The organism is Vibrio sp. 2092, from assembly GCF_033339635.1.
Classification (GTDB): Bacteria; Pseudomonadota; Gammaproteobacteria; order Enterobacterales; family Vibrionaceae; genus Vibrio; species Vibrio alginolyticus.
Genome location: NZ_JAWOUY010000006.1, coordinates 306,985 through 323,626, shown reverse-complemented (window position 1 = coordinate 323,626; position 16,642 = coordinate 306,985). Strand labels below are relative to the sequence as shown.

The following is a 16,642-nucleotide window of genomic DNA, read 5'->3' as shown; positions in this document are numbered from 1 at the left end:
CTACAGTGAGTTTAAAAGCGAGGGAGTAATCGCGCTGAGTTCTTTTAGTTGTTGATTTCATAACACTCTCCAATTTTTTTGGGGGGGAAAGTGTCAACCTTATTTAGGACGGCACATAGATGTGAAAAGCGGCTCAATTGAGCCGCTTTTTTTTGCGGTTGGTTTTTTCTTGGGCTAATTACTTAACTTTCATGACGTAACCACATTTTGTGCATACGTATACTTCCTTGATGCCCAGCAGCTTTTGAAAAAAACTGCGCGGTACGCGTTGTAAGTAAGCACCATGTGTACACACTTCAACTTCCATATTCATGCTGTTTTACATTTGTGCTAATTAATGGGCGTAAATCAGTATAGAAAAATAATGTGTCGAGTTGTCGACAGTTTTGCAAAGCGGACGAAGTAAAGTGACGATATGAGAAGTAAGTAGAGTTGCTAGTTAATTATTATGTTTATCAATAATTTTGTATGGATTGTTCTACTATTTCAACGGGTTGAATCGTTCATTCAATAGTTTAGGTGATAAAAAAGCGACGTTGATTTCGTCGCTTTTTTCAATTCTCGTGAATTAAATATTAAACAGCGTTTTGGCATTCTCAGTCGTTATGGCATCGATGGTTGCGATGTCGACATCACGCAAGTCGGCAACACGTTGTGCAACGAGAGAAGTGTAGGCTGGTTCATTACGTTTACCACGGTGTGGCACCGGCGCTAAATATGGACAGTCGGTTTCTAAAATGACCCACTGCATATCCAAATGCGGAATGACTTTATCCATCCCGCCATTCTTAAAGGTTGATACGCCACCTAAGCCTAAGTGGAAGCCTAGCTCATTGATTGCTTGTGCTTCTTCTAAGCTGCCTCCAAAACAGTGGAATACACCACGCAGACGACCATCTTGCTCTTGTCGTAGCAAAGTGAGTGTTTCTTCAATCGAATCACGAGTGTGGATAACGACCGGCAAATCCATCTCTTTTGCCCAGTCAAGTTGAGCTACGAACGCCATTTCTTGCTCAGCACGATAGGTTTTGTCCCAATACAGGTCGATACCGATTTCGCCCACCGCAATAAACTTGTGTTTCTCAAACCAGCCGCGGATGATCTCCAACGTTTGCTCAACGTTGTTATCCACATAGCAAGGGTGCAGCCCCATCATTGAGTGGCATACGTCAGGATATGCCGCTTCGGTTTTTAGCATGGGCTCAATTGAGTCCAGATCGATGTTTGGCAACAGGATTTTATTAATGCCTTGCGTTAAGGCGCGTTGTACTACTTCATCGCGGTCGTTATCAAATTCGCTAGCATAGATGTGCGCGTGGGTATCGATCATCGTTACTCTCTGTGCTTCATGGTTGGTTTCGTATTCGAAGTATACTTGAGTGTGAGTGCTGGGTCATTTTCAGTTTTTTTCATTACCTTTTTCCAGATTGTCACTCGCAACATGCATCAAGAGTGATATGATTTTGTTCACCAGATGATTTGATCATCATAACCGTCCAGACAAGGAGAAAATGGTGTCTGTATCAATTCAAGGTCCATTCCCTGCACGCCGTATGCGTCGTTTACGTAAGCACGATTTTAGTCGTCGTTTGATGGCTGAGAACCAACTTTCTGTTAATGATCTGATTTATCCAATGTTCATTCTTATGGGTAAAGATCGTCGTGAGAGCGTGGAGTCCATGCCGGGTGTAGAGCGTTTGTCGATTGATTTAATGCTAGAAGAAGCACAATACCTTGCAAATCTAGGCGTTCCAGCAATCGCGCTTTTCCCTGTCGTAAACCAAGACGCTAAAAGCTTATGTGCTACTGAAGCCTACAACCCAGAAGGTTTGGTTCAGCGAGCAGTACGAGCGCTTAAAGAACACATTCCTCAAATTGGTGTAATCACAGACGTGGCACTCGACCCATTCACGACACATGGCCAAGACGGCATCATCGATGAAGATGGCTACGTAATGAATGATGAAACCACAGAAGTATTGGTTAAGCAGGCTTTGTCTCATGCAGAAGCTGGTGCTGACGTAGTCGCGCCTTCAGACATGATGGATGGCCGAATTGGTAAGATCCGCGAAGCATTAGAAAACGCGGGCTACATTCATACTCAAATCATGGCTTACTCGGCTAAGTACGCATCGAACTACTACGGACCATTCCGTGATGCGGTTGGCTCTTCTTCAAATCTAAAAGGCGGCAACAAGAAAAACTACCAAATGGACCCTGCAAACATTGACGAAGCGATCCATGAAGTGGCGCTAGACATCAATGAAGGTGCGGACATGGTGATGGTTAAACCTGGTATGCCATACTTAGATGTAGTTCGCCGAGTTAAAACCGAACTTCAGGTACCGACGTTTGCTTATCAGGTGTCTGGTGAGTACGCGATGCATAAAGCGGCGATCATGAATGGCTGGCTCAAAGAGCGTGAAATTGTGATGGAATCACTATTGTGCTTCAAACGTGCAGGTGCAGATGGCATCTTAACGTACTTTGCGAAAGACGTTGCTGAGTGGTTGGCAGAAGAGAATGCACAAACTGCTCAACACCTAAATCGTACTCCGGAAGCGACAGAAGAGTAATTATCGCTCAGTGAGAAATACCAGACCAACAAGAGTTGTTCGTCTGTATATACCCAAGTAACCTCAGGCGGATTACAACAGTAACAATCCAAGGTGCTTGGGTATTTTTATTTTGGAGAAGAGAACAATGACAATGCTGATTCGTGAAGGCACATTGGAAGAAGCACTTCAAGTTGTGGCGCGTGTTACCGAGTTTTCGAAAGGAGAAGCGGTAGACTCCATGACTCAACGTTTAGAAGAGAAAAACAGTTTAATCCTCGTTGCAGAAAAAAATGGCACGATTGTCGGCTTCAAAATAGGTTACGAATTAGAGGATGGTGTTTTCTATAGCTGGTTAGGTGGTGTTGTCCCTGAAGCTCGAAATGAAGGCGTGGCACAGCTGCTTTTGGAAGCTCAAGAGGATTGGGTGGCAGAACAAGGCTACAACACATTAAAAGTGAAATCTCGAAACCAGTTTCCGGCTATGCTTCGCTTGTTATTGAGAAATGGCTATATCATTGAAAAGTTTGAAGAAAAAGTAAATCTTCGAGAGTCTCGAGTGCATTTCATTAAAGCAATGTGAAAATAAATGAGATTTTTTCTCATTTAACTGTTGACTACGAAATGAGAATCATTATTATTAAGCCTGTCTTAGGGAATGAGGAAAGTTCACAAGGACGTTGAGTGACTTATTAACAGAAGTTAATTAACTGAAAGTTGAGAAGTGATGAAACATTTTTCCGAGAACTTGCACGAATTCTTTTTGACACGACATTGCTCACATTGCTTCCAGTGTAATTTATAGCTTCTTGGTTAAGCTGCTCTATTTACAGAATTTGCTTTACCACTTCTGCTAGGCGACCCCATTCGGGTCGCTTTTTTCTTTTCTACGATTTCTATTTGACGTCACTATTAATATCTTTTCCACATGCGATGATCATTTTAGGATCGTTGATCTTCTCGCCGTCATGCGAATTTATTATTATAAATCAATAGGTTGAGTTGGTGTTTTCTTGTGTTTTTTGTTATTGGATAACCAGTGGATAATTTCTATAAACAGAGTTATCCACAGGGGTGGTGTTTTCTTGAATAAAGTCGGAAAAATTTACGCGACCTAGATCGAGCGAACAAGATAGATTCAGATCAGCAGTCATGGCATCCTAGGCAGATCTCTCAAGTACTGAATTGGATACAGACAATTATGGCAAGTATTCCTGAAAATCCGTTGATCCTTATCGACGGCTCTTCTTACCTATATCGCGCTTTTCACGCCTACCCGGGCACCATGAGCAATGGTGAAATTCCAACTAATGCCGTTTACGGCGTCGTGAACATGTTACGCAGCATGATGCGTCAGTTTGCGTCTGAGCGCATCGCGGTGGTTTTCGATGCAAAGGGAAAAACCTTTCGTGATGATATGTATGCAGAATACAAAGCGAATCGTCCGCCAATGCCGGATGACCTGCGTTGTCAAATTGAACCATTACACAATGTTATTCGTGCAATGGGTTTGCCGCTGATCTGTGTTCCTGGCGTCGAGGCGGATGACGTCATCGGTACGTTAGCATACCAAGCATCACAAAAGGGCATGCCTGTATTGATCAGTACTGGTGATAAAGACATGGCGCAGCTAGTGGATGATAACATTACCTTGATCAACACCATGACGAACGTCGTAATGGATCGTGAAGGTGTGGTTGAAAAGTTTGGCATTCCACCTGAGTTGATCATCGACTACTTAGCACTGATGGGCGATAAAGTAGATAACATTCCTGGTGTACCGGGTGTCGGTGATAAAACAGCGACCGCACTACTGCAAGGTATTGGTGGTCTGACGAAGTTGTATGAAAACCTCGATGATATTGCAGGGCTTGGTTTCCGTGGTTCTAAAACCATGGCGAAAAAGCTCATCGACAACAAAGAAAATGCCATGCTTTCGTATGAGCTCGCGACCATCAAATTGGATGTTGAGCTTGAGGAAACGCCAGAATCATTGCTGAAAGCGGAACCAAATAAAGACGAATTAGTGAAGCTGTATGGCCAACTGACGTTTAAATCTTGGTTGAATGAACTACTTGAAGGCGGTTCTGGATCTGTGGAGGCCGTAGAGCTTGCAGGATCTTCACAAGCTTCTTCTTCTCAAGCCGAGATGGAAACTTCTGCGGTAACAATCGATCGCAGCCAATATGAAACAATTCTGGATAAAGAAACCTTCAATGCTTGGCTAGATAAACTTCAAACGGCTGAGCTGTTTGCATTTGATACGGAGACCGATAACCTAGATTACATGCTAGCGAATCTAGTTGGTTTGTCATTCGCTGTCGATGAAGGTATTGCGGCTTATGTGCCAGTTGCACATGACTATTTAGATGCGCCTGAACAGCTTGATCGTGATTGGGTACTAGAACAGCTGAAGCCAATTCTTGAAGATGCAGCGAAAGCAAAAGTCGGTCAAAACTTAAAGTATGATGCGTCTGTACTCGCTCGTTACGACATTGAGCTAAAAGGTATTAAGCACGACACGATGTTGGAATCGTATATCTACAACAGTGTCGGCGGTAAACACGATATGGACAGCTTGGCGCTTCGCTTCCTACAGCACAGCTGCATTTCTTTTGAGCAAATTGCAGGTAAAGGCAAAAATCAGCTTACGTTTAACCAAATCGAACTGGAACAAGCATCGCCATACGCGGCAGAAGATGCGGATGTGACCCTTCGTCTGCACAATCGCTTGTTTGCTAATATCGAGCAGGATGAAAGCCTGAAGACAGTTTACGAAGAGATTGAAATGCCGTTGGTGCCAGTTCTTTCGCGCATTGAACGCACTGGGGTCTTTATCGATGAAATGAAGCTGAGTGCGCAGTCGGTCGAGATTACCGCTCGCCTTGATGAGCTTGAAAAGAAAGCGTACGAAATTGCAGAGCAAGAGTTTAACATGAACTCGCCAAAGCAATTACAAGCCATCCTATTTGAAAAAATGGGTTTACCGGTTGTGAAGAAAACGCCATCAGGCACACCATCGACGAATGAAGAAGTTCTGCAAGAACTCGCGCTAGACTACCCACTACCAAAACTGATTTTGGAATACCGTGGTTTGGCGAAGCTAAAATCAACTTACACCGACAAACTGCCGAAGATGATCAACCCATCGACGGGGCGCGTGCATACTTCTTACCACCAAGCAGTGACTGCAACGGGTCGTCTATCTTCTACTGATCCGAACTTACAGAACATTCCAATTCGTAACGAAGCTGGCCGTCGTATTCGTCAAGCGTTTGTCGCGCCATCAGGGCATAAAATCTTAGCGGTCGACTACTCGCAAATCGAACTGCGCATCATGGCGCACCTTTCTGGCGACCAAGCTTTATTGAATGCATTCCGTGATGGCAAAGATATCCACGCGGCAACCGCAGCAGAAATCATGGGTGTTTCTATTGAGGACGTTTCAAGTGAGCAACGTCGTCGTGCGAAAGCGGTTAATTTCGGTCTTATTTACGGCATGAGTGCGTTTGGTTTGGCGAAGCAATTAGGCATTCCTCGTGGTGAGGCTCAAGCGTACATGGATACATACTTTGAACGTTACCCAGGCGTGATGCAGTACATGGAAGACACACGCAGCACAGCAGCAGATAAAGGGTATGTTGAAACGATTTTTGGTCGACGTTTGCATTTGCCAGAAATCAAATCGCGCAACGGGATGCGTCGTAAAGCTGCTGAACGTGCGGCAATCAACGCACCAATGCAAGGTACGGCAGCGGACATCATTAAGAAAGCGATGCTGTTGGTTGATCAGTGGATTCAGGAAGAAGGCAATGGTCGTGTGAAGTTATTAATGCAAGTACACGATGAATTGGTCTTTGAAGTTGAAGAGTCATCATTGTCCGAAATTGAAAGTAAAGTACAGAAATTGATGGAATCTGCAGCAGAGCTAAAAGTACCGTTGGTTGCAGAAGCAGGTCACGGTGATAACTGGGATCAAGCTCATTAGTCACTTTTAGACCAAAATAACCAATTAATTATGAGCCAGCGCACAAACGCTGGCTTTTTTTTGAGATTAAAAAAGCTAGCGCAAAGTTAACTTTGATGTTGCTTAATAAAAATTTCATGAAAAAAAACTACAAAAATTCTTTGCAATTCTGACCAATTGTTGTACATTAATACTCGTAGGGTACAGAGGTAAGATGTTCTATCTTTCAGACCTTTTGTTTCACGTTATTGGATTAGGCTGATTCAGCCGCCCCAGTCAGTTTTTGACTGGGGCGTTTTTTATTGGGCGAAAGAAAATTATTCTTTTGGATCAGCAGCTTAAAGTTAGCCTTCAAAAACCTTCTTTTTTGACCTTTCTAAGTCACTGCAAAATCTCGATTTTTCCTTCAAATTTATTGCGTTATTCATCCTGTAAATTTACGCCAGTCACACTATTATTTTTTCTTGAAAGAAACTAAGTTACATCTTTTTGAAGATTTGCTTGGCTTAACTGTCTGAATTGTAACGCTATTGGGTGTTTTTGGAGTGAATGTTTGGTGATACACAGGAAACAAGAGCGCTTTTTAACCTATTGAAATCGAATCTCAGTTCAGCAATGCTTCGTCACATAACAATAATTACCAATTTTTCTCTCCCGTTATCCCTGCCAGGAAGGCGGGGATTTTTATTGCCTGTTATTTAGTTCAGATAAACAAAAGCCCCACCAAATGGCAGGGCCGTGTCGAAGAAATTTAACAAATATTGTTAATTATTCTTCATCGCTCGCTGGTATCTCTTGTTCGTCTTCTTCTATCAGGTGTGCTAGTGCTGGTGCAAACCAGGTATCCAGTTTTGCACGTAGCTGATCGACACCTAATCCTTTCAGTGAAGAGAACACATCAACAGAAACGTCACCACCGAAAGTTTCTACTTGCTTACGAACTTTCAGTAGAGTTTGTTTGCGTGCACCACTTTTTAGTTTATCTGCTTTGGTTAGCAAAACTTGCACAGGAATGTGGCTATCGATGGCCCAGAAAATCATTTGTTGGTCGAGATCTTTCATTGGATGACGAATGTCCATTAGAACCACTAAGCCTTTTAGGCACTCGCGTTTCTGTAGGTATTCACCCAAAGATTTCTGCCATTTGTTTTTCATTTCTACCGGTACTTGAGCAAAACCGTATCCAGGTAGATCGACAATGTGACAACCTTCTTCTACTTTGAAAAGGTTGATTAATTGCGTACGACCAGGTGTCTTTGATGTCTTGGCTAAGCTTTTTTGATTAGTTAGACGGTTAAGTGCACTCGATTTACCAGCGTTTGAGCGTCCTGCAAACGCAATTTCGACACCTTCGTCTTCCGGCAGGTGACGAATATCGGGTGCGCTGGTGATGAAATGCGTATTTTGGTAATGAATTTTTACGCTCACTGTTAACTCCATCTCGACTTTGTGTAGTCGATTGATTACTTTTTTGTGAAAATGTGTAAAATAACCGTGCTCGGCATAAGGTCGCCTATTGTACCATGAGTGTACGCGGTATGTTCACATTCCGTGGTACTGGAAGCTTGATAATTATAATGGAATGTCATGAAGAAATTAGCGCTAATTTTGAGTCTTTTAGCCAGTTGCTCAGTATGGGCCCAAGGTAATATTGAGGCTGGTAAAGCAAAATCACAAACCTGTGTCGCCTGTCACGGAGCAGATGGCAACAGTGCAATAACAACGTACCCGAAACTCGCAGGCCAACACGCTAAGTATCTTGAGAAGCAGTTAAAAGAACTTAAGCTAGGCATGACAAGTGGTGGTAAACAAGGTCGTTACGATCCTGTAATGAGTGGTATGGCAATGCCACTGAGCGATGAAGATATCGCAGACCTATCTGCTTACTACGCTTCGCTACCAGTTTCAGAAAACTCAACACCTGAAGATGTAGTAGCAAAAGGCAAAACGCTTTATACCGCTGGTGATGCCGAGCGTGGCCTAACCGCATGTATTGCATGTCATGGTCCTCGTGGCAATGGTACTGAGCTTTCAGGTTTCCCGAAAATTTCTGGTCAGCATGCTGACTACATCAAAGCTCAGCTAGAAAAATTCCGTGATGGCGACCGTGGCAATGATATGAATGCCATGATGCGCGACATCGCGAAGAAAATGACAGACGAAGATATCGAAGTGCTGTCTAAATACGTTGGCGGTCTGCACTAATATACCTAAATCGCTCAAGATCCTGCATCTTGAGTTGGTTGGGTAGATGTCCCTACATCGTTCGAGCAACTTGTACAAAAATGCCCTAGTGAATCCACTAGGGCATTTTTGTTCGTGACAGATATCACAGTCGAGTTTGGATGCGAAAGCGATAGTTGGCTCGGCAGTTTGTGAGACATTTGCCATACTTGATGTTGGCTTTTTCTTGTTAGTGTTTTTAAGCTTTTGATTAAATGATAATTTTGATTTTTTAGAAAAATAGGCGGATTATTTTTTCAACCCATTACTTGTGAGCATAACGGGATGGCGTAAAGTAGAAGTCGTTCACAGGGAGTGAATGTAAGGATTTAAGACCACGGTTTAGGTCTCCAAGGATGTAGCTCGGATGCTTGGTGATTTAGAAAGGGATTTAGATAGGTAGGGAGCCTATCGGATAAGGATGGTCATCTCGTCTGACGGTTAAGACAGTGAAACGGATCAGGCACAGGAAGTTGCTCAGTAGACAGGAAGTAAACGGATAGCCAAAACTCATCAGGAAGATGAAAAACAACTCTTTTTGGCAGGGAAAGCTCTAAAAACAAAGGGATCATTGGTGCACCAAATGTGTGCAACACAGTTTCGCCAATTGATGGCACTTAGAAAGCGACAGTCTGACTGTCGCTTTTTTTATATCCGTTGACTTGCTCAGTCGTAACTTGAATTGAGATTACTGCACTTATTTAGCTTTATAGGTTGTAAACAAAGTTTTTTAATAAAAATTGCTGAAAAAATACTCAACAACACTCCAATCCGAGTTCACTTTCTGGTATGTTTCGCATCCCTGTTTGAGGAAGTCAGCATGCATACCTGTCCTTTATGCCAAAATCAGCGCACTCACCATTATTTTGAAGATAAGCGTCGTGAATATCTTCAATGTGAGCAGTGCAGCTTGGTATTCGTAAATCCAGACCAACGTTTGGATGCGGAAAGCGAAAAAGCTCACTATGATTTGCATGAGAACAACCCCGATGATTTGGGTTACCGACGCTTTTTGTCGCGTATTGCTGACCCGATCACAGAGCGAATTTCTCCACAATCAAATGGTATCGACTTTGGTTGTGGTCCTGGCCCAACGCTCTCCTTGATGCTGGAAGAGGCGGGGCACAACATGGCGTTGTACGATCTCTACTACCACCCTGATACGTCGGTTTTAGAAAAAACGTACGACTTCATGACAGCAACAGAGGTGATAGAGCACCTCTACCACCCAGATTTGGTGTGGAAGCAATGGTTGAATTTAGTTAAGCCAGGGGGCTGGATAGGCCTGATGACGAAAATGGTCATCGACGTGGAGGCTTTCAAATCATGGCATTATAAGAACGATCTCACTCACGTAGTGTTCTTTAGTCGTGACACGTTCCAGTTCCTAGCAGAGCGGGATAAGCTCGAACTCGAATTTATTGGTAATGATGTAATTTTACTGAGGAAACCCCAGTAATGAGCCGTAGTAAAAAATCTAGAAAACCGGGTGCCGCTGGTGCACCTGAGTTTGTTGTAACTCGTAACCGTACAGAATCTGATGTGGAAGGCCGTTTACGCAAGCGTGCTAAAAAGCGTAAAGGTCTGAAAACGGGTAACCGTAACTCAGAAGTTAACGAGCAGAAAAAGCAAGCTGCTGCACAAAATCGCGACCCGCGCTTAGGCAGCAAAAAGAAAATACCTCTGATTGTTGAACCTGCGAAGAAAATGACGAAGCAAGAGCGTCGTTTGTCGGCAGAGCAAGAACTAGAGATGCTAGAAAATGACGCGCAATTGAACGTGTTGCTAGACCGTATTGAAGCGGGTGAAAACCTGGGCACAGGTCTACAGAAATTCGTCGATGAGAAACTTGATCGCATTGAGAAACTAATGGACCAACTAGGTTTGTTGGAACCTGAAGAAGAGGAAGACTTCACTGCACCTGCTGAGAAAAGCACGCGCAACGATGATGACTTGCTGGCAGATTTCGACGACATTAATTTCGACGACTATAAAGGATAATTAAGCTATGAATGTAACCTTATTAGCTATTGCTGGTGTTGTGATTATCATCGCACTCGCTTCTTATGCAGGTTACCTTCTGCTTCAATTGAAAAAGCAAAAGGAATTGCAGCTGAAGCATCAAAAATTGGCGATAGACAAACGTAACGCCAACATTTTTGAGAATGTGCATACCTTGTGTCAGGCGGGCATTCAAGGTCAGTGTGATTTGTCTGAAATCAGCATCCGTGTTTACAACATCATGGACTATGTTCAGGGTGAAGACCGTGTTGATTTTGATAAAACATACCCTGCGATTTCTGAGCTGTATCATGTTGTGAAAGATATGGCGCGCGGTGAAGACCGTCAGAACCTTGCTAAGAAAGAGCGTATGCAACAAAACTTAGATCGCCATAAAGCGGAGCAGCGCTTAACGGATGCGATCATAGAAGAACTCAAAGTGTTGCAAAAAAACGTCCAGCCACTGAATAACCAAATCAATATTCAGATGATCTAATTCGTACCCCTGATGGTTTCCTTATCACCATTGGGGGTATCGTGATCACGCTAGCACTTCTTTGGTTTTATACTTAAAAAGCCGCCAACGGCTACCGTAGTTGCCATCGTCGTATGGCAAAATAGCGGTTTCTGAATATCGGGTGGCGATATACGTCTCCCTAGCATTTAACGGAAAGTACCACCATGTCGAATCAACATACTGAATCGAAACAGCAAATCGTCTGGGATCAAGCGGTGTTGGATAAGTACAACTACTCTGGTCCGCGCTACACGTCGTACCCGACTGCGCTGGAATTTCATGAAGCGTTCACCATTTCTGATTATGATATGGCATGCACTCAATACCCAGAACGCCCATTATCGCTGTACGTACACATTCCGTTCTGTCACAAGCTTTGTTACTACTGTGGATGTAATAAAGTCATTACGCGCCACTCGCACAAAGCGGATGAATACCTCGACGTGCTTGAACACGAAATTCGTCAACGTGCTGCATTACTTGTTGGTCGCACCGTGACTCAATTGCATTTTGGTGGTGGTACACCAACTTTCTTATCTGAAAAACAAATCACACGTGTGATGGACTTGTTACGCCAAGAGTTTACCTTTAGTGCGGATGCAGAAATCAGTATTGAAGTTGACCCTCGTGAAATTGAGCTAACCATGCTGGATCACCTTCGTGGTGAAGGCTTCAACCGTCTGAGCATTGGTGTGCAGGACTTCAACAAAGAAGTTCAGCAGCTTGTGAACCGTGAGCAAGATGAAGAATTTATCTTTGCCATGGTAGCTCGTGCGAAAGAACTTGGTTTCCGTTCGACTAACCTTGATTTGATTTACGGCTTACCGAAACAAACTAAGGCGTCTTTTGCGAAAACATTAGAGCAAGTGCTAGAAATGCAACCGGGTCGTTTGTCTGTGTTTAACTACGCACACATGCCGCAATTGTTCGCTGCGCAGCGTAAGATTAAAGACGACGATTTGCCAAAAGCGGAAGAGAAGATGGCTATTCTGCAAGACACCATCGCAACGCTAACAGGCGCTGGTTACCAGTTCATCGGCATGGACCACTTTGCAATGTCGGATGATGAGCTTGCTGTGGCTCAGCGTGAAGGTATTTTGCATCGCAACTTCCAAGGCTACACGACGCAAGGTGAATGTGACTTGGTAGGCTTTGGGGTTTCTGCGATTTCAATGATTGGTGATGCGTACGCGCAAAACCAAAAAGAGTTGAAGAAATACTACGCACAAGTGAATGAATCTCGCCATGCATTGTGGAAAGGTGTATCACTGGATGCGGATGACCTATTGCGTCGCGAAGTGATCAAACAGCTTATCTGTAACTTCAAGTTGGACAAGAAGGCCATTGAGTCTGAGTTTAGCGTGCAGTTCGATCAATACTTCAAAGAAGACTTAGGTCTACTGCAAACCTTTATCAATGATCAGTTGGTAGAAGTGGATGACAATGAAATTCGTGTGACGCTGCGAGGTCGTTTGCTGATCCGTAATATTTGTATGAGCTTCGATAAGTACCTGCGAGCGAAGGCGCGTCAGCAACAATTCTCTCGTGTTATTTAATCAGAGATACAGATTCAAGATATAAAAAATGCCAGCAGATGCTGGCATTTTTTATGTTTTCGCTGGATTTAAGCGCGATCTTTTACTTTTTCTCTCAGTTCCGCTTTTTCTGCTTCTGAAAGGAACGCAATCTCAAGGCCATTGATTTGCGCTTGGCGAATCTGGTCTTGGCTCAGACCAGCGGCTGGTGCTGCTACTTCGTATTCGTATGGCAGTTCGATGCCTTCAACCGCTGGATCGTCAGTGTTCAGACACGCAAGAACGCCATGCTCTAGGAACTGCTTGAGAGGGTGGTTTTCTAGCGTTTCTACTGTACTTGTTTGGTAGTTTGACGTCAGGCAAGATTCAATACCAATGCGGTTTTCTGCTAGGTAATCCATCAGTTTTGGATCGTGAATCGCTTTTACGCCGTGACCGATACGAGTTGCGCCCAGCTCATTGATTGCTTGCCACATGCTCTCTGCACCTGCTGCTTCACCAGCATGGACCGTTACCCCAAGGCCAGCATCGCGTACTTGCTTGAAGTGAGACACAAAGCGATCACCCGGTTGGCCTAGCTCGTCCCCCGCAAGGTCGACGGCAACGATGTGATCTTTCTGGCTCAGAATGCCGTCCAGTTCTTGTTGACATGCGTCAGTGCCAAATGTGCGACTCATGATACCGATCAGGTTGGCTTTCACGCCAAAATCGCGCATACCCGCTTGCACACCGTCCACGACGGCTTCAACAACCCCCGCTACTGGTAGTTTGTGTTTCATCGCCATGTAGTAAGGAGAGAAACGCAGCTCTGCGTAATCGATTTGTGCGTTTAGCGCGTCTTCTACGTTTTCGTACGCGACACGACGACATGCATCTAGATCGCCCAGTACAGCAACACCCCAGTCGAGCTTAGAAAGGAAAGCAACAAGAGAGGGTTCCGCTTCGACAATTTGAACGTGAGGAGTGAGAGACTCAATATCGTACGCTGGTAGGGCAATGCCAAACTTTTGGCCTAGCTCAAGAATCGTTTTAGTACGAATGTTACCGTCGAGGTGACGGTGCAAATCAGTAAGAGGAAGGTTCTTCGTTATCATTTTGTCGATCCGGATAGTTATGAACTGGAACAGGGCCCAAACATCATCTGTGACAATACATGGGTAAGATTTGCAGTTAAGTATAAATAACAGTTGGGTAGATTGTCAGTAGAGGATGACTAGGAAATCAACGATTCTCGCTCTTTTCTACTTCATGTTCACCAAATGTGTTGGCCATTCTTCTAGTGGCATAGGGCGGCTGTAGTAGAAGCCTTGCACCTGATTACAGCCTAAAGAGCGCAGTAATTGTGCTTGATTGCTATCCTCGACACCTTCCGCGACGACATTAGTTTTGAGACCTGCTGTGATATTGATGACGGCTGCGACGACTGAACTGTTTAAGTTTTCTTGTGTGAGTTGATTGATGAAGGTGCGATCAATCTTCAAGCAGGTAAACGGCAGAGAGTGGAGGTAACCCAGTGATGAGTAGCCGGTGCCAAAGTCATCTATCGCGATACCAATACCCATTTCACGCAGTTTAGTCATATTTTCTAGTGTGGTCGGTGCGCTATCAATGATACGTGATTCTGTGATCTCTAGTGTGAGGTTACTTGCTGGTAATTTCGTGATATCCAATACGCTTGTCACCGTATCAACAAAACTTGGGCAGGATAGTTGATTAACAGAGATATTCACATGCAGTTGGAAGTCCGACGGCCACTGTTTGCTTTCGATCGCTTGGTAAGTGTCGCGACAAGCTTGTAACAGAATCTGTTGGCCGATGGCTTTGATCATGCCGCTTTCTTCCGCGATTGGGATAAAATCTAATGGTGACACCATACCTGAGTCGCTATGCCAGCGCGCAAGTGCTTCGGCGCCACACACTGTGCCACTGACGAGATCCACAATCGGTTGGTAATGAGGAATAAACTCTCGGTTTTCAATGCCAGTTTGGATCTTGGTCAGCATTTGCGTACGAAACTTTGAAGCGCTCGCTAGTTCTGGGCTGTAGTGACATACACCAGTCAGTGAGTCTTGTTTAGCGTAACTTAATGCGATGCTGGCGTTGCGTAACCATAAAGGCATGGTTTCGTTTGGCTGGGTTTGTACAATACCAAGTGAAATCTTCATCACTACATTCTCGCCTTCCACCATAAATGGGGTGGAAAAGAGTTGCTGTAATCGACGCTCGGTTTGTTTAATTTTGGTTTCAGTGTCGACATTTGAGAGAAACACCGCGAACTCATCACCACCAATCCGAGCCAATAATGCGTTGTCACGAAACCGCTGTTTTAGCCTTTCAGCGATGCTGACCAACAACTGGTCGCCGTTGTGATGACCCACACTGTCGTTGATATCTCTAAATTTGTTGATACCAAGTAAAAATAAACTGCCGTGACAAAGATGAGACTGATTTTCACAGATTTCGACCAAACCCTGACGGCTATATAAGCGTGTTAGAGAGTCATAAACTAACTGTTCACGCAATGCTTTGAATGAAGCTCTTAGATTGTTCGCCATTTCATTAAAAGCATGAACCAGTACGGTTGTCTCATACACATAACCAGGCTTTGGCATGCCGCTATCCCAATCCCCATTTGCCAGGTGCTGAGCGGCGGCGGCCGTCGCGTTAATTGGTCTGGTAACTCGGTTGAAAATGATCCAACTGATGGCGATCCCAAATAGGCTTACAATAATGCCAACGAGCCAACTCTCTTGCTGGCTTTTCGGTAACAGGCCGAGAAGCTCAGACTCCGAAATGGAGGTGCCGATAAACCATGTTAAGCCGTCTTGGTCTCGATACGGGGTTAGCCGACTGAAAATACGTTGGCCATCATGTTCAAATGAAAAAGTATAAGGTTGCTTGGTGTTGTTGAGATCGAAAGACCGGACGCGGCTCGCACTGATTTTGATGATCGGGTCTGCGTTTTCAGCGGCAAGCAAACGCTGCCCTTTATCCGAAAATTTTGTGCCCCATGAGATGACGCTTCCCGGGCCTGAGTGAGCGATTAAACGATGATCTGGGTCCATGATGTAGACCGACGCTTTAGTGTTGTATTTTAACTCGCGCAGGAATTCGTTGAATGTATTGATACGAATGTCTGTCACCAAAACACCAGCAAATTGGTCGTGTTTGTACACCGGCGTCATGGCTGATAGCGTAATATCCTGGCGTTCATCAGCATTGGTATAAATTTCAGACCAAGTGGCGTTTTGGCTCTCTGCAACGGGCTTATACCATGGGCGAGTGCGAGGATCGTATTGGGAGATAACCGTTCGAATGTTGTTACTCACATGGTTGGTTCCATAAATAACCAGATCACCATCGGTGTAGCGATCTTGCACCATTAAGGTGTAATCGTCGGAAAGCTCGCGGCGAAAGCCTGCAAAGTCGCCGTTTTCTGAACCAAATGCGATTACATCCAACTGCGGTATCGATTGGTAAAGATTTTTGAATGCACTCAGCAGGTAGTTTTGAATGTCTGAGGTATCGTGAGGGCGATAAAGGTTGTGATAGCTGACGTTGTGCGCGAGAGCCATAACCGCAGTAAAAGGCTTACGTAGATAGCTATTGAGGTGGTCGTGGACACTTTCGGTTAACACGGAAAGTTGCTTGTCACTGATATCCGTGACCACTTCTTCGTAACTTTGTTTTTGGACGTAGACAATGACACCGATCGCCAGTAAGAAGATCATGACAAATGGAATCAGAACAGCAGTACGCAGTGTAATTTGAGTCGTAGCAGTAGACATCGCCTAATCACATAGATGGTGGTGCGCCACAATTGTACTGATGTTTTTATTAATAT

The 16,642-nt window shown here is 44.3% G+C and carries 12 protein-coding genes; 8 read left to right on the top strand and 4 right to left on the bottom strand.

Annotated features, from left to right (window positions below; all coding sequences use genetic code 11):
* Positions 1 to 568: 568 nt before the first annotated feature.
* A complete protein-coding gene (locus R7P80_RS13525) occupies positions 569 to 1,330 on the bottom strand; it encodes a TatD family hydrolase (RefSeq protein ID WP_017635020.1) in 762 nt (253 codons plus the stop codon).
* A 184-nt stretch (positions 1,331 to 1,514) separates the two neighbouring features.
* Between R7P80_RS13525 and hemB the strand changes: the two genes are divergently transcribed.
* The 3 genes from hemB to polA all read left to right on the top strand — a co-directional run bounded on the left by hemB (position 1,515) and on the right by polA (position 6,543).
* Positions 1,515 to 2,576: a porphobilinogen synthase gene (gene hemB / locus R7P80_RS13520; RefSeq protein ID WP_031777176.1), complete on the top strand. Its 1,062-nt coding sequence runs from the start codon at positions 1,515 to 1,517 to the stop codon at positions 2,574 to 2,576.
* Positions 2,577 to 2,703: 127 nt separating this feature from the next.
* A complete protein-coding gene (locus tag R7P80_RS13515) occupies positions 2,704 to 3,138 on the top strand; it encodes a GNAT family N-acetyltransferase (RefSeq protein WP_225492238.1) in 435 nt (144 codons plus the stop codon).
* A 618-nt stretch (positions 3,139 to 3,756) separates the two neighbouring features.
* A complete protein-coding gene (gene polA / locus R7P80_RS13510; RefSeq protein ID WP_053303417.1) occupies positions 3,757 to 6,543 on the top strand; it encodes a DNA polymerase I in 2,787 nt (928 codons plus the stop codon).
* Between the two features lie 747 nt (positions 6,544 to 7,290).
* Here the strand turns inward: polA and yihA are convergent.
* Positions 7,291 to 7,950: a ribosome biogenesis GTP-binding protein YihA/YsxC gene (gene yihA / locus R7P80_RS13505; RefSeq protein ID WP_017635019.1), complete on the bottom strand. Its 660-nt coding sequence runs from the start codon at positions 7,948 to 7,950 to the stop codon at positions 7,291 to 7,293.
* Positions 7,951 to 8,109: 159 nt separating this feature from the next.
* On the opposite strand from yihA, the gene R7P80_RS13500 reads away from it, so the two are divergent.
* From R7P80_RS13500 to hemN, 5 genes are all read left to right on the top strand, one after another.
* Entirely contained in the window at positions 8,110 to 8,727 is a 618-nt protein-coding gene (locus R7P80_RS13500) for a c-type cytochrome (protein WP_005379248.1), read from the top strand.
* Between the two features lie 838 nt (positions 8,728 to 9,565).
* Complete coding sequence (locus R7P80_RS13495; RefSeq protein WP_005379250.1) at positions 9,566 to 10,204, top strand: class I SAM-dependent methyltransferase; 639 nt, start codon at positions 9,566 to 9,568, stop codon at positions 10,202 to 10,204.
* Positions 10,204 to 10,746, top strand: coding sequence for a Der GTPase-activating protein YihI (gene yihI / locus R7P80_RS13490; protein WP_005379252.1), 543 nt, complete (start codon positions 10,204 to 10,206; stop codon positions 10,744 to 10,746). The genes R7P80_RS13495 and yihI overlap by 1 nt, the downstream gene beginning before the upstream one ends.
* Before the next feature lie 7 nt (positions 10,747 to 10,753).
* Positions 10,754 to 11,242 carry a DUF2489 domain-containing protein gene (locus R7P80_RS13485; protein WP_225492239.1) on the top strand — a complete coding sequence of 163 codons (489 nt, stop codon included), beginning with the start codon at positions 10,754 to 10,756 and terminating at the stop codon, positions 11,240 to 11,242.
* Positions 11,243 to 11,427: 185 nt separating this feature from the next.
* Complete coding sequence (gene hemN / locus R7P80_RS13480) at positions 11,428 to 12,819, top strand: oxygen-independent coproporphyrinogen III oxidase (protein WP_225492240.1); 1,392 nt, start codon at positions 11,428 to 11,430, stop codon at positions 12,817 to 12,819.
* Positions 12,820 to 12,887: 68 nt separating this feature from the next.
* On the opposite strand, the gene add is transcribed toward hemN, so the two are convergent.
* Together add and R7P80_RS13470 are read right to left on the bottom strand one after the other, a co-directional pair.
* Positions 12,888 to 13,892 carry an adenosine deaminase gene (gene add, locus R7P80_RS13475; RefSeq protein WP_005379257.1) on the bottom strand — a complete coding sequence of 335 codons (1,005 nt, stop codon included), beginning with the start codon at positions 13,890 to 13,892 and terminating at the stop codon, positions 12,888 to 12,890.
* Between the two features lie 147 nt (positions 13,893 to 14,039).
* Positions 14,040 to 16,586, bottom strand: a complete 2,547-nt coding sequence (locus tag R7P80_RS13470; protein WP_225492241.1) for an EAL domain-containing protein — start codon at positions 16,584 to 16,586, stop codon at positions 14,040 to 14,042.
* Between the last annotated feature and the right edge of the window lie 56 nt (positions 16,587 to 16,642).

Bases quoted from the DNA above. Each gene is read 5' to 3' on its own strand.
- R7P80_RS13525 (WP_017635020.1), bottom strand. From the start codon at position 1,330: ATGATCGATACCCACGCGCACATCTATGCTAGCGAATTTGATAACGAC.
- R7P80_RS13515 (WP_225492238.1), top strand. From the start codon at position 2,704: ATGACAATGCTGATTCGTGAAGGCACATTGGAAGAAGCACTTCAAGTT.
- polA (WP_053303417.1), top strand. From the start codon at position 3,757: ATGGCAAGTATTCCTGAAAATCCGTTGATCCTTATCGACGGCTCTTCT.
- R7P80_RS13500 (WP_005379248.1), top strand. From the start codon at position 8,110: ATGAAGAAATTAGCGCTAATTTTGAGTCTTTTAGCCAGTTGCTCAGTA.
- R7P80_RS13495 (WP_005379250.1), top strand. From the start codon at position 9,566: ATGCATACCTGTCCTTTATGCCAAAATCAGCGCACTCACCATTATTTT.
- yihI (WP_005379252.1), top strand. From the start codon at position 10,204: ATGAGCCGTAGTAAAAAATCTAGAAAACCGGGTGCCGCTGGTGCACCT.
- R7P80_RS13485 (WP_225492239.1), top strand. From the start codon at position 10,754: ATGAATGTAACCTTATTAGCTATTGCTGGTGTTGTGATTATCATCGCA.
- hemN (WP_225492240.1), top strand. From the start codon at position 11,428: ATGTCGAATCAACATACTGAATCGAAACAGCAAATCGTCTGGGATCAA.
- add (WP_005379257.1), bottom strand. From the start codon at position 13,892: ATGATAACGAAGAACCTTCCTCTTACTGATTTGCACCGTCACCTCGAC.
- R7P80_RS13470 (WP_225492241.1), bottom strand. From the start codon at position 16,586: ATGTCTACTGCTACGACTCAAATTACACTGCGTACTGCTGTTCTGATT.